General features: G+C 41.2%; 11 protein-coding genes and 1 tRNA gene. 11 read left to right on the forward strand and 1 reads right to left on the reverse strand.

Going from position 1 to position 13,661, the window contains the following annotated elements; translation table 11 throughout:
* Window positions 1-156 precede the first annotated feature (156 nt).
* From trmJ to N523_RS18920, 11 genes are all read left to right on the forward strand, one after another.
* The gene (trmJ, locus tag N523_RS0105545) at window positions 157-882 is read left to right on the forward strand and encodes a tRNA (cytosine(32)/uridine(32)-2'-O)-methyltransferase TrmJ (RefSeq protein WP_013463999.1); all 726 of its coding nucleotides are present in this window, start codon (window positions 157-159) and stop codon (window positions 880-882) included.
* Between the two features lie 202 nt (window positions 883-1,084).
* Complete coding sequence (gene iscR / locus N523_RS0105550; protein ID WP_028834540.1) at window positions 1,085-1,576, forward strand: Fe-S cluster assembly transcriptional regulator IscR; 492 nt, start codon at window positions 1,085-1,087, stop codon at window positions 1,574-1,576.
* A 24-nt stretch (window positions 1,577-1,600) separates the two neighbouring features.
* Window positions 1,601-2,818 carry an IscS subfamily cysteine desulfurase gene (locus N523_RS0105555; protein ID WP_008113922.1) on the forward strand — a complete coding sequence of 406 codons (1,218 nt, stop codon included), beginning with the start codon at window positions 1,601-1,603 and terminating at the stop codon, window positions 2,816-2,818.
* A gap of 40 nt (window positions 2,819-2,858) precedes the next feature.
* Window positions 2,859-3,242, forward strand: a complete 384-nt coding sequence (iscU, locus tag N523_RS0105560) for a Fe-S cluster assembly scaffold IscU (protein WP_008113923.1) — start codon at window positions 2,859-2,861, stop codon at window positions 3,240-3,242.
* 9 nt (window positions 3,243-3,251) lie between these two features.
* Window positions 3,252-3,575 carry an iron-sulfur cluster assembly protein IscA gene (gene iscA / locus N523_RS0105565; protein ID WP_008113924.1) on the forward strand — a complete coding sequence of 108 codons (324 nt, stop codon included), beginning with the start codon at window positions 3,252-3,254 and terminating at the stop codon, window positions 3,573-3,575.
* Between the two features lie 70 nt (window positions 3,576-3,645).
* Complete coding sequence (gene hscB / locus N523_RS0105570) at window positions 3,646-4,173, forward strand: co-chaperone HscB (protein WP_008113925.1); 528 nt, start codon at window positions 3,646-3,648, stop codon at window positions 4,171-4,173.
* A gap of 41 nt (window positions 4,174-4,214) precedes the next feature.
* Window positions 4,215-6,077, forward strand: coding sequence for a Fe-S protein assembly chaperone HscA (hscA, locus tag N523_RS0105575; RefSeq protein ID WP_024602640.1), 1,863 nt, complete (start codon window positions 4,215-4,217; stop codon window positions 6,075-6,077).
* Between the two features lie 11 nt (window positions 6,078-6,088).
* Window positions 6,089-6,427 (forward strand): ISC system 2Fe-2S type ferredoxin, encoded by a 339-nt coding sequence (fdx, locus tag N523_RS0105580; protein WP_008113929.1) that lies wholly within the window; start codon window positions 6,089-6,091, stop codon window positions 6,425-6,427.
* An 805-nt stretch (window positions 6,428-7,232) separates the two neighbouring features.
* On the forward strand, window positions 7,233-8,660 hold the full coding sequence (locus N523_RS0105585) for an NAD-dependent succinate-semialdehyde dehydrogenase (RefSeq protein ID WP_028834541.1): 1,428 nt from the start codon (window positions 7,233-7,235) through the stop codon (window positions 8,658-8,660).
* Window positions 8,661-9,133: 473 nt separating this feature from the next.
* Window positions 9,134-10,675, forward strand: coding sequence for a methyl-accepting chemotaxis protein (locus N523_RS0105590; protein ID WP_028834542.1), 1,542 nt, complete (start codon window positions 9,134-9,136; stop codon window positions 10,673-10,675).
* Window positions 10,676-10,679: 4 nt separating this feature from the next.
* The gene (locus N523_RS18920; protein ID WP_051440308.1) at window positions 10,680-13,232 is read left to right on the forward strand and encodes a sensor domain-containing protein; all 2,553 of its coding nucleotides are present in this window, start codon (window positions 10,680-10,682) and stop codon (window positions 13,230-13,232) included.
* Window positions 13,233-13,522: 290 nt separating this feature from the next.
* On the opposite strand, the gene N523_RS0105600 is transcribed toward N523_RS18920, so the two are convergent.
* A tRNA-His gene (locus tag N523_RS0105600) sits at window positions 13,523-13,598 on the reverse strand.
* Window positions 13,599-13,661 lie beyond the last annotated feature (63 nt).

Genomic DNA, 13,661 nt, shown 5'->3' on the forward strand with positions numbered 1-13,661 from the left:
CTGACCGCTGACCGCTGACCGCTGACCGCTGACCGCTGACCGCTGACCGCTGACCGTGAACTGATCTTTTAGATCTCGACTATTGAATATAGGATCTCAGCGTGTTTTCATGCTAGAATTTGCGCAATTTTTTTGTACTTGATAAGTAGCACTGTAATGATCTTAGATGATATTCGCATCGTTTTAGTTAACACATCACACTCTGGTAACATTGGTTCAGCGGCGCGCGCCATGAAAACCATGGGATTATCAAAGTTATACCTTGTTGATCCAGCCTGTGAAATAGACAGTCATGCAAGTGCGCTTGCTGCAGGTGCGACTGATGTACTAGGTAATGCTGTTATTGTTGATAGCGTTGCAGATGCGATTGCTGACTGTGCATTAACGATTGGTACTAGCGCCCGCTCGCGTACATTGTCGTGGCCTATGGTAGAGCCGAGAGAATGTGGTGAAAAGCTTGTTGGCGAAGCCGTAAACGGCCCTGTAGCGCTTGTGTTTGGCCGTGAAAACAGTGGCTTAACTAATGAAGAATTACAACTGTGTAATTACCATGTGTGTATTCCTGCTAACCCAGAATACAGCTCACTTAATTTAGCCATGGCTGTGCAAACCTTATGTTATGAAACGCGTATGGCGTTTTTAAATCAGCAACCTAAGGCTGTTCAAGAAGAAGACGACACCCTATATCCATCGTCTAAACAAACAGAACTGTTTTACGAACATCTTGAAGACACTTTGTTTAAAACAGGCTTCATCATTAAGCAGCACCCAGGCATGGTAATGACTAAGCTACGTCGCTTGTTTAATCGTGCTCGCCCTGAAGATGCTGAAATGAACATATTACGAGGTATTCTTACCTCAATTAATAAGTCTATAAAATAGCAATTAGTTATAAATAGCGCCCTTTATTGCTCTACTAATACTTGACTAAATTACTCAGGTAATTACAATAGACCCAATACTTGACCAAAACAGTCGGGTATTACAAGTTTATCGGCTGGCATTCGAGGCTAGCCAATCAGGATAATACTTGACTAATCTACTCTGGTAATTAAAATTTGCACTCTTTTGTGCGGGGGGCGTTATGAAGTTAACATCAAAAGGCAGATACGCCGTTACAGCCATGCTGGATGTTGCACTACATGCAAATATAGGCCCTGTAGCGCTTGCAGATATTTCGCAGCGCCAAGAAATTTCTTTGTCTTATCTTGAGCAATTATTTGCCCGTTTACGTAAAAATGGGCTAGTGAGTTCTGTTCGAGGTCCTGGTGGGGGCTATTTACTAGGACGTAAGGCTGACGTAATTTCAGTTGGCGATGTTATCAATGCGGTAGATGAATCTGTTGACGCTACACGGTGTCAGCGAAGCAATACTGGTTGTCAAAGTGGCATGCGTTGTTTAACCCATACATTGTGGTCAGACTTAAGCGCACGAATTGAAGAATTTTTAAATAATATTACCTTAGCTGAACTGGTCGAAAAGTCGGACGTTAAAGCGGTCGCTCTTCGCCAAGAAAACAGCGTTAATGATGCAATTAAGCAGTTGGAAAATATTCAAGTAAGCTGTCAACTTTAAGGTTGACCTGCAGCGGAGAGAGAAATGAAGTTACCGATTTATTTAGATTACGCAGCAACTACGCCTGTTGACGAACGAGTTGCCAAAGAAATGATGCAGTGCCTGACTATGGACGGTAATTTTGGTAATCCAGCATCGCGTTCACACCGTTTTGGTTGGCAAGCTGAAGAAGTCGTTGACCAAGCACGTACTGACATTGCTGATTTAATTAATGCAGACCCACGTGAAATTGTATTCACATCGGGTGCAACAGAATCAAATAACCTTGCTATTAAAGGTGCAGCTCAGTTTTACAAGAAAAAAGGTAAGCATGTTATTACCGCTAAAACTGAACATAAAGCCGTTATCGACACATGTCGTGAACTTGAGCGTCAAGGGTTTGAAGTAACCTACATGGACGTTGAAGAAAACGGCCTACTTGATCTGCAAAAATTAGCAGACACCATGCGTGACGACACCGTGCTTGTAAGTATCATGCATGTAAATAACGAGCTAGGTGTAATCCAAGACATCAATACTATTGGTGAAATGTGTCGCGAACGTAAAATTATGTTCCACGTAGATGCAGCACAAAGTGCGGGTAAAGTTTTAATTGACGTGCAACAAACCAAAGTAGATTTTATGTCATTCTCGGCGCACAAAGTATACGGCCCTAAAGGCGTAGGTGCTTTGTATGTTCGTCGTAAACCACGTGCACGTTTAGAAGCACAAATGCACGGTGGCGGCCATGAGCGTGGCATGCGTTCTGGTACATTAGCAACCCATCAATTAGTGGGTATGGGCGCAGCATTTAGAATTGCAAAACAAGATTTTGAAAAAGATCACGCACACATCAGTGCGTTGCGTAAACGCCTAATCGACGGCATTTTAACGGATATGGACGAAGTGTACTTTAACGGCACGCAAGACCAATCAGTACCTGGTATTGTCAACATTAGCTTTAACTTTGTTGAAGGTGAGTCGTTATTAATGGCTGTTAAAGATATTGCGGTATCGTCAGGTTCAGCCTGTACATCTGCAAGTTTAGAGCCTTCTTACGTATTACGTGCATTAGGTCGCAACGACGAGCTAGCGCACAGCTCGATTCGTTTTAGTATTGGCCGTTTTACCACCGAAGAAGAGATTGATTACACCGTTGAGCTAATGAAAAACTCGATTGGCCGTTTACGTGAAATGTCTCCTCTTTGGGAAATGCACCAAGAAGGTGTTGATTTAGATTCAGTTGAATGGGCGCACCACTAATTAGTGGAGCCCATACCTAGCAGGTAGTGAGGATAGAATTATGGCTTACAGTGATAAAGTAATCGACCACGTAGAAAACCCACGTAACGTAGGTGCTCTAGATAAAAACGATCCGTCAGTGGCAACGGGTATGGTAGGCGCACCAGCATGTGGTGACGTAATGAAATTGCAAATTAAAGTATCGGCGGAAGGCGTTATTGAAGATGCAAAATTCAAAACGTACGGCTGTGGTAGCGCAATTGCTTCATCTTCGCTGGTAACAGAGTGGGTTAAAGGCAAAACATTAGACGAAGCTGCGACTATCAAAAATACCGATATCAGCGCAGAGCTAGAATTACCACCAGTGAAAATTCACTGCTCAATTTTAGCCGAAGATGCAATTCAAGCAGCAATTGCAGATTACAAAAGCAAACATACAAACTAAGAGATATTCATGGCAGTGACATTGACAGATGCGGCAGCAAACCGCGTACAATCATTTTTAGCAAACCGTGGTAAAGGCATTGGCCTGCGAGTTGGCATTAAAACGACGGGCTGTTCAGGTCTTGCTTATGTTCTAGAGTTTGTTGATGAGCTAAACGATGACGATGAAACATTTGCGGCCAAAGGCGTTACCTTAATTGTTGACGCTAAAAGCTTAGTTTATATCGACGGCACCGAGCTCGACTACACTAAAGAAGGTTTAAATGAAGGGTTTAAATTTAATAACCCTAACCAAGCTGATGAGTGTGGCTGTGGCGAAAGCTTTACCGTTTAAGCTCAAACTTGTTTTAAGATATAAATAAGCCCTGCCAGTTAATGTAGGGCTTTGTCATTTGTGAGAAGTTATGCGTTATTTTGAGTTATTTGCAATACCGGTTGACTACAATATTGACTTAGCAATGATCAACAAGCACTACTTAGAACTTCAACGTGCTGTACACCCTGATCGTCATGCTAATGCCAGCAGTCGTGATAAATTAATGGCCGTACAAAGTACCGCTGAAATTAACGACGCATTACAAACACTTAAGCATCCGGTTAAACGTGCTGAATATATGTTGAGTGAGCTGGGCGTTGATATTCGCGCTGAGCAGCAAACACTGCAAGATCCCATGTTCTTGATGCAACAAATGGAACTGCGCGAAGAGCTTGAAGAACTTCCCTCTGCAAGTGATCCAGATATCGCTATTGCTAATTTTGAGTCGCAAATAAAGCAATTAAAAGCCCAGTATAGCAACGAATTGGCTGAGCAACTTGCAAGCAACGATGAGCAACAATATCAACACGCTGCTGACAACATTCGCAAATTAAAATTTGTATATAAGTTACAAGACGAACTTGAACGCATTGAAGACAGTTTATTTGACGATTAATTACTTGCTGCAAAGCGAGCAACACGAGTTTAAAGAGCATTATGGCATTATTGCAAATTGCTGAGCCGGGGCAGAGCGCGGCACCACATGAACACAAATTAGCCATTGGAATTGATTTAGGCACTACAAATTCATTAGTGGCAACCGTACAAAGCGGCGAAGCACGCACTATTACTGATGAGTCAGGCGAAGCGATGTTACCCTCTGTGGTTCGTTATCAAGCTGGCGGCATTACCGTGGGTAATGATGCAATGCAAGCGGCTACACTCGATCCGGTTAATACGCTTATTTCAGTGAAGCGTTTTTTAGGTAAAACGCAAACCGAAATAGAACAAAGCTATGGCCAACTGCCTTATCAGTTTTGCGATGATGATGGTGCATTGGCTATCGAAACGGCTGCGGGAAAGATTAGCCCAGTTAAAGCCTCAAGTCATATTTTAAATGCATTAAAAGTACGCGCTGAGCAAAGCTTTGGTAATCAAGATATTTTAGGGGCAGTGATTACTGTACCAGCCTATTTTGATGATGCACAGCGTCAAAGCACCAAAGATGCGGCTGAGCTTGCCGGTATTAATGTACTGCGCTTACTAAACGAGCCTACTGCCGCTGCCGTTGCTTACGGTTTAGATTCAGGGCAAGAAGGTATTATCGCCGTTTATGATTTAGGGGGCGGCACTTTTGATATCTCTATTCTGCGTCTTAATAAAGGCGTGTTTGAAGTGCTGGCCACCGGTGGCGATTCAAGCCTAGGCGGCGACGACTTTGACTCATTATTAGTTGATTACCTAAAACAAGAAACCGGCGTGACAGGCTTATCTCCTTCGGTATTACGCTTATTCATTAATAAAGCCAAAGCCTGTAAAGAAGCACTCAGCCAATACGAAAAAGTGAATGTCGGCCTTGAGTTTGACGATGAAAAATACATGGTTGAAGTAACGCGAGAAAAATTTAATGAGCTAGCTATGCCACTGGTCAAAAAAACGCTCCGCTCATGTCGTCGTGCAGTAAAAGATGCCGGTATTGAAAACCAGGAAGTATTACAAGTTGTAATGGTTGGTGGTTCAACTCGTATGCCATTAGTGCGTACTCAAGTCGGTGAATTTTTTGATAAACAGCCGCTGACTTCAATTGACCCTGATCGCGTTGTTGCACTGGGTGCAGCATTACAAGCTGACGTATTAATTGGTAACAAGCCAGATTCCGACATGTTATTACTTGATGTGTTACCGTTGTCGTTAGGCCTTGAAACAATGGGTGGCTTGGTTGAAAAAATCATTCCACGCAATACCACGATTCCGGTTGCGCGTGCGCAAGAATTTACTACGTTTAAAGATGGTCAAACGGCCATGTCGTTGCATGTATTACAAGGTGAACGTGAACTGGTTGACGATTGTCGATCGCTGGCAAAGTTCAGCTTAAAAGGTATTCCTCCTATGGCGGCGGGGGCGGCGCATATTCGCGTTACCTTTAAAGTAGACGCTGATGGTTTACTAAGCGTATCAGCCATGGAAAAATCAACGGGAGTTCAAGCAGAAATACAAGTAAAACCGTCGTTTGGTTTGTCTGACGACCAAGTTGCTAATATGCTTAAAGAGTCGATGAGTAACGCTAAAGGCGATATGCAAGCGCGTATGCTCAAAGAGCAACAAGTTGAAGCGCTTCGTGTAATAGAAGCGATGGAAGCCTCATTAGCTGCTGATGGCGATTTACTTGAGCCTGAGCAATTAGCGACGCTAAAAGTGGAAATAAGCGAACTTGCGAAAGTACGCGAGAGTGCGCAAGAGCCAAGCGAAATTAAAGCGGCCATTGAAAAAATGGATAATGCGAGCAGTGATTTTGCCGCGCGCAGAATGGACGCGTCAATTAAAAAAGCCTTAACGGGTCAGTCAGTAGACAATATATAAGAGAGATTAGAATGCCACAAATTGTTTTTCTTCCCCATCCGGAGTTGTGTCCTGACGGTGCAGCAATAGAAGCGCCCGCTGGCGAAACGGTACTTGATATCGCGCTTAAAAATGGCATTAGCATTCCTCATGCCTGTGAAAAATCATGTGCATGTACAACGTGTCATTTAGTGATCCGTGAAGGTTTTGACTCATTAGATGAAAGTGATGACCTAGAAGATGACATGCTAGATAAAGCATGGGGTTTAGAGCCTGAATCGCGCTTAGGTTGCCAAGCAATTATTAGAGATGAAGACTTAGTGGTTGAAATACCTAAGTACAATCTCAATATCGTTAATGAAGAACACTAGTTTTTAATTAATGACTATCATATTAAAAGCCGCTGTTTGATACAGCGGCTTTTTTGTTTTAGGCGAAGATTTATGCCGCGCAGACAAATCTTTTGTAGACGTAGAGCTTTCTCAAGTTAGCCTTGCAGCGGCTCATTGTTTGATTTTTTAGTGATTTATTCACCACAGAGAGCACAGAGAAAGTGAGCAAAGGCAAAGGTTTAGTGTTATTTACCTTAACCCCTCGGTGTAGCGCGAAGCGCCTTTGTATTCTCTGTGGTGTAAATATTTTGTAGGCGGGGCTTTACGCCGAGCAGAAGTAGCAGCGGGTTTACCCCGCGTCTTTTTAAAGTTAAAGGCAAAAGGTTACGAGCGGCGGGCTGCGAGACGCGGGTAAATTAAAATAGCCTGTAGGCGCGGCTTTACGCCGCGCAAATGTGGTTAAAGGTAATAAAATTATGCACAAAGAGGTTAAGAGACGCTGCGCTTTTTGAGGAAGTGACAAAACAATTAATTACTCAGGCTAATGGTTAGTGTTTTCTCATTTTCTTCTCATTCACTTCTCTTTGTGCATATGCTTTTTAAAGCGGTTTTATCCCGCGTTTGTTAGTAATTTTATTTACCACAGAGATTACAGAGTGCGCAGAGGAAGTGAATAAATACAAAGGTTGAAGGTAAAGGGTTACGGGCGGCGGGTAAATTAAAATGAATAAGTCTTGTAGCGTTAACCACAAGGCTTTTTTAATTTATCGAAGCCCGAAGCCCGAAGCCCGAAGCCCGAAGCCCAAAACCCGAAGAAGCCCAAAACCCATTTTGGAGGTATATTTTGAGTGATCTTATTTTTTCAGACTCGTTTATTAACGGTGAATTTTATCAAACTAGCTCACGCTTTAGCGTTGATGATCCGGCCACCGAACAAAGTATTGTTGATGTAAGTGATATTGATGAGCAAGGCGTAAAAAATGCCATAACAGCAGCGCAAGGCGCTTTTGTAAAATTAAAAGCCACCAATGCGACCGAGCGAAGTGACACCTTGATGCGTTGGTATGATCTAGTGATAAAGCACAAACAAACCCTTGCTACACTTATGACTAAAGAGCAGGGAAAACCGCTTAAAGAATCGCTTGGTGAAATAGATTATGGGGCTGGCTTTATTAAGTGGTTTGCAGAAGAAGCTAAACGCAGCTACGGCGATGTGATCCCCGCCACCGATAACAGTCATCGTTTAACTAGCTTCAAGCAACCTATTGGCGTGGTAGCAGGTATTACGCCATGGAATTTTCCTGTTGCTATGGTGACTCGAAAAGTCGCGCCGGCTTATGCCGCGGGCTGTAGTTTTATACTCAAGCCTTCTGAGCACACACCATTATGTGCTATCGCTTTAGCTTATTTAGCTGATCAGGCTGGCTTTGTTAAAGGTGCATTTAATGTGCTTGTGTCACAAGATGCTAAAAAGGTGGGCAAAATGCTGACCGACTCAGAGGTGGTACGTAAGTTTACTTTTACTGGCTCTACCGGTGTAGGTAAGCAGTTACTCTCTCAATGTGCATCTACAATAAAGCGTACTTCAATGGAATTGGGGGGAAATGCCCCGTTTATAATATTTGATAATGCTGATATTGACGATGCGATTGATGGATTAATGGCGGCCAAATTTAGAAACTCAGGACAAGCTTGTGTTGCAGCAAATCGTATTTTTATTCAGCGTAATATATTAAATGACGTGCTTGAAAAAATTACACCTAAAGTCGCTGCGCTCAAAGTTGCGAACGGTTTTGATGAAAATGCCGACATAGGGCCGCTTATTTACCCCAAAGCAAAAGAGAAAGTGCAACAACTGATTAAAGACGCTCTTGATAAAGGCGCTACGCTAGTTGGAGATAACAGCAATTTAGGTGGCAGTTTTCAAAACCCATTAATAGTCACCAATGTCACTACACAAATGGATATTTATCACGAAGAAGTGTTTGGTCCTGTATTAACGGTGATCCCATTTGATGAAGAAAGCGAAGTACTTGCGCTTGCTAATGATGTCCCTTATGGGTTAGCTGCGTACTTTTATAGCCAAAACATTAAACAAATCTATCGTATAAGCGAAGGGCTAGAGTTTGGCATGGTAGGTGTAAATGAGGGAGTTATATCAAACCCAGTTGCGCCGTTTGGTGGTGTAAAGCAATCAGGTCTTGGTCGTGAAGGCGGGCATCAGGGTTTAGATGAGTACTTAGAAGAAAAATACGTATGTATTAAGGTGTAATGATAAAGACTGTTCCGATGAGTTAATGGTTGTAAGATAAAACTCGGTTAAATGTTGCTAGATAATGGGCTAAATGTTACCTTTTTAATATATATTTTTCGTAACAAAATAGTAAAAAAATTTCTATAAGTAGAAATACCCCCGTGTGTAAATGCCACCATTTGGTGGCATTTTTTTTAGCCACTTTTTTGGCGAACCTTATCGCTTCGGTCTAAAATTACTCTATAAGCAGTGATTGGTGTTTAAACTTTGTATATAAGCTTAAAATAAAGTAATAACTATTCTCGTTTGTTTTTGTGAGTTTTTGTAACCTCATGTTTTTAAATGTATATTTTTACTAAGATGAGGTGTAATATGAAGTTTCAGGCTCTTTTGAACTGTTAGAATATAGTAATAATGTATAATTGTGTTTTATACATTTATAAATTAACATCCCGCAAATTCACCCATTAAAAAATAATGAAGCACCCACTATGAGTAGAAGAAATCAAGCAACGGTAGACCAGGAAGTTTCGTTTGGCATTGACGAAGAATTAGTTTCTACAACAGATTTACGAGGGGTTATCACCTATGCAAATGATAGCTTTTGTAAAGTTTCAGGGTATACCATCAATGAGTTAAAAGGGAAAAATCATAATATGGTTCGTCACCCAGATATGCCACCTGCGGCATTTGGTGATATGTGGTCTAATTTAAAAAGCGATACCGCATGGCGAGGAGCTGTAAAAAATAGATGTAAAGATGGGCGTTATTACTGGGTTGATGCATTTGTTACCCCTATTTACGAAAACGGTAAAAAAGTAGGTTATCAATCAGTTCGTCAACAACTCCTTCCAGAATATAAACACCGCGCAGAAAAGCTTTACCAACGTTTAAACAACGGTCAATCAATTACGCCTTTAAGTGAAAAATTAGCTGCATTTAAATTGCCTCTATTTATTGGGTGTGCCGCTTTAATTGCTTGGTTAACAAGTTACATGTTCTGGTTATGTTTGCTGTTTGTTCCTCTGCCTTTTGTTATTTTTTATGAAGAGTTAATTCGCTCGCAAAGCAAAATCAAAAAAACCAAGGCAGGCCCAGATAGCGTATCTCGGCATATTTATTCTGGTAGCGATAGCCTCAGCTATAGTGATTTTCAGATTAAATTACTTGAGGGTAAAGTAACGACCATTGTTGGGCGTATTATTGATGGTACTTTAAGCCTTAGCAAAGGAGCTGATTCGCTTAAAGTTTGTGCTGAGGCTGCGCAGGCTGGCGTTGAAAAAGAAGCGTCTGAATTACATCAGGTATCGTCTGCGGTCGAAGAAATGGTGCATTCAATTGACGAGGTGGCTAAAAATACCTTAGTTACTAATCAACGAGTGCAACAAGCTCACCAAGATTGTGAGTCAGCAACGCAAGCCATGTCAGGGACAATGCGAGAGGTGTCGTTACTTGCAACTGAAGTTGATAACTCAGCAAGCTCTGCGAGCGAGTTAGCAACAGAGGCTGAAAAAATTGGTGGAATAATGCAAGAGATACAAGGGATTGCCGATCAAACAAATTTACTTGCACTCAATGCCGCTATTGAGGCCGCGCGTGCTGGTGAACATGGTAGAGGCTTCTCGGTTGTTGCTGATGAGGTACGTGCACTCTCAAGCAGAACGCATACCGCCACAGAGCAAATTCAAGTCTCAATATCTGAAATGCAATCTACGCTACTCAACTGGTCAAAAACAATGGAAGCGGGTAAACACGCTGCTGAAACATGTGTTAAAGAAACCCGTAATAGCCAAGATATCGTCTCAAAAGTCTATGCAGCAATTACAGATATTTCCGATTTAGCAACGCAAATATCAACCGCTGCGGAAGAGCAAAGCATGGTATCGCAAGAAATTAGCCGCAATATTTCCAATATTAGTAGTGCGTCTTCAGAAAACTTAGCCCAAGCGCATTGTGTAGGAGCAGAGTCTGATGCGATTGAAAAGCACTCTAAAGCATTAGCGTCATTAGGTCTTTCTTTCAAAGTAGGTTAGTAAAGTGAGCAAGGATAGCAAACAGTTAGATATAGGTACAGCCTATGATGTATCGTATTCTCAATGTGCAAATTTAAGTGCACAATTGAGAGTACTGCAGCACGAAATTAAAGCCGATTACTTATTTATTGCCTCTGTAAATGAAGATAAATTAGCCACTACGCAATTGGTTTTACATAACGCAGAGGTCGTTGATAACTTTTCTTATTCGCTAGAAGGCTCGCCTTGTGAACAACTACCTTCAAAAAGTGCGTGTTTTATAACGGATGAATTACAACAACACTACCCTGAAAATAAGCTACTAAAAACTATAAATGCGCAAGCTTACATTGGCGTCTCTATAAGCAATGATGAAGGCCAATTAAGCGGCGTACTGGTTGGTCTTTATTTAAATAGTGATCCAACAATCGAACGCTACCTACCAAGGCTAATTAGCTTTGCGAGTTATACAGCAGTGTTCCTGCAAAAGTGTTTTTTAGAAGATAAATCAAGCTCACAGCAATCACTATTTAGTGCTGTTGAAGCTATGTCGAAGGTAGGCACGTGGGAATACAAAATCTCAACCGGCGAGCTAAATTATTCACCCGAGGTTTATAATATTTATGGCCTTGATAAGCGCAAACCGCTCACGACCACACAAGCGATTGCGCATTATGCTGGTGAAAAAGAGCAAGCGCGTATTCGTGATTTTTTTAATCGTTTGCAAACACATGGCCTTCCTTATTGTGAAGATTTTGAGTTTGTAGATGCTCATGGCAATAAAAAGTGGGTACGTACGAGTGGTCACCCTGTTTTTAATGATGATCATCAGGTTATTAAAGTGCATGGTGCTTTTGAAGATGTCACTTTAGAGTATGAGTTAAAGGCCAAGGTTGATGATAAAAATAATCGCCTTGAAGCTATTTTAAATAACTTAAATGATGCAGTGATCACTATTAATCAGCAAGGCGTTATTGTTCACTGTAACTCAACCGCATTAACTATGTTTGGCTATAAGCAAAATGAAATGCTTGGCTTGTCGATTAACAACTTAATGCCTGAGCCTTATGCATCTAAGCATCACTCGTATATGCGAAATTATGAGCAAACAGGTGAGGCTAAAATTATTGGTGTTGGTAGGCAACTACCTGCAAGAAAAAAAGACGGCACTATTTTTCAAATAGAATTGTCACTTACCAAAGCAGTTAATGAGCAAAGCGTTGAATATATTGGTGTAGTTAGAGATATTAGTGAAAAACTCAAAGCGCAAGATACCATTTATAATTTAGCTTATTCAGATCCCATAACAGGATTAAAAAATAAGCGGTGGTTTGAGCGCGAATGCAGAAGTTTACTTCAAAGTGCCAGCATTAATAATGGCTATATATATGCTGCATTATTAGATATGGATAAGTTAGCGCAATTTAACTTTAAGTACGGTATTGAGGCGGGCAACGAAGCACTCATTTTAACGGCTAAAAAACTATCAAATGCGGTACAGGGCGAGTACAAGCTATACAAAAGCGGAGTCGATTCTTTTTTAATTATAAGCGCCAATATAAGTAATGACTTATCCTACCTAGAGCAACAACAACCAGGTATAGACTCTAAAATATTAGCGCTAGATAACTTCTCACATAAGATCAGTGATCTTGATGTGGTACTAAGCGCCTCGTTGGGCAGTACAATTATTAATGCGAGTAGAGACTCCTATAGCTCTATGTTTGATAAGTTGGAATACGCACTAAAACAAGCCAAAAAGTTGTCTCCTTTTGGTTATTACTTTGCAGATTTAGATGCATTAAAACGTTACGAACGTACCAATAAAATTCGTTACTTACTAATAAATGTTGATAAAAGTGATGAATTAACACTGGTACTACAGCCACAATTTATTAATGAAAATACCTTTAATTCAGCCGAAGCATTATTACGTTGGGATTCTGAGGAATTAGGCGTAATAAGCCCTGGGGAATTTATACCCCTAGCAGAAGAGAGTGAAGCCATTATTAAAATTGGCGATTGGGTGGTTGATCAAGTATGTAAGTTGCTGCATGAAGTCAGCCGAGCAGGAAAAAACACCTGTATTGCCGTTAACATTAGCGCTAAACAAATTGTAGCCCCCGATTTTAAGGAAAAATTGCTCGCCAGTGTTCATAAGTGGCAAGTGTCACCACGTAACTTAGTGATTGAGCTGACCGAAACGACTTTAGTGTCAGACATCGAACTAGTAAAAGAGACTATGCTTGAACTTAATAAAAAGGGCTTTAGGTTTTCAATTGATGACTTTGGAACGGGTTATTCAAGCCTGAGTTATTTGAAAGAGTTGCCAATTTCTGAGCTTAAAATAGATAAATACTTTGTCGATGGCATTATGGATACTGATGATAATTCAAGTAAAACTATTGTGAATATGATCATCGACATGGCCAGTGCTTTAGGCGTAAATAGCGTTGCTGAAGGCGTTGAGGAACCTGCGCAATTTAATTATTTAAAGCAGCGCGGTTGCAACTTATTTCAAGGCTATTTATTTTCAAAGCCACTGCCTATTGCACAGTGGAAAGAACGCCTTAAATAATATGTAGCAGCGACTTTATTTTGCGTTTATTAAGTTTACATGTTCAAAGCTTCAAATGCGGGCATCGGGCTTCGAGACGCGGGGTAAATCCACTGCTACGTGTGTAGTTTTTAAATCTATGGTAGCAGCGACGTTATGTCGCGTCAGGTTTAAGATCTAATAAATGCGTAAGGTAAAATCATGCCTACAGACAAGTTGGCGTAGTTTCTTTATTTCTGACTTGGCTTTGTATCGGGTAAATATAATTTAGATATTAGCTTTAGATATTACTGAGGAAACTTAGAAAATAGTGGGGCGATTGACGGGGCTCGAACCCGCGACAACCGGAATCACAATCCGGGGCTCTACCAACTGAGCTACAACCGCCACTACATACACCTTGTTTGGTGTGGCGCGCATAATACATAATATCCCCATGCTTGTGAAGCA

It is taken from the genome of Pseudoalteromonas sp. 23_GOM-1509m (assembly GCF_000518425.1).
In the GTDB taxonomy this organism is placed as follows: Bacteria; Pseudomonadota; Gammaproteobacteria; order Enterobacterales; family Alteromonadaceae; genus Pseudoalteromonas; species Pseudoalteromonas tetraodonis.

Excerpts from the sequence above, each read along its gene's own strand:
- N523_RS0105555 (WP_008113922.1), top strand. The coding sequence starts at position 1,601 with ATGAAGTTACCGATTTATTTAGATTACGCAGCAACTACGCCTGTTGAC.
- N523_RS0105590 (WP_028834542.1), top strand. The coding sequence starts at position 9,134 with ATGAGTAGAAGAAATCAAGCAACGGTAGACCAGGAAGTTTCGTTTGGC.
- iscR (WP_028834540.1), top strand. The coding sequence starts at position 1,085 with ATGAAGTTAACATCAAAAGGCAGATACGCCGTTACAGCCATGCTGGAT.
- iscA (WP_008113924.1), top strand. The coding sequence starts at position 3,252 with ATGGCAGTGACATTGACAGATGCGGCAGCAAACCGCGTACAATCATTT.
- trmJ (WP_013463999.1), top strand. The coding sequence starts at position 157 with ATGATCTTAGATGATATTCGCATCGTTTTAGTTAACACATCACACTCT.
- iscU (WP_008113923.1), top strand. The coding sequence starts at position 2,859 with ATGGCTTACAGTGATAAAGTAATCGACCACGTAGAAAACCCACGTAAC.
- hscB (WP_008113925.1), top strand. The coding sequence starts at position 3,646 with ATGCGTTATTTTGAGTTATTTGCAATACCGGTTGACTACAATATTGAC.
- hscA (WP_024602640.1), top strand. The coding sequence starts at position 4,215 with ATGGCATTATTGCAAATTGCTGAGCCGGGGCAGAGCGCGGCACCACAT.
- fdx (WP_008113929.1), top strand. The coding sequence starts at position 6,089 with ATGCCACAAATTGTTTTTCTTCCCCATCCGGAGTTGTGTCCTGACGGT.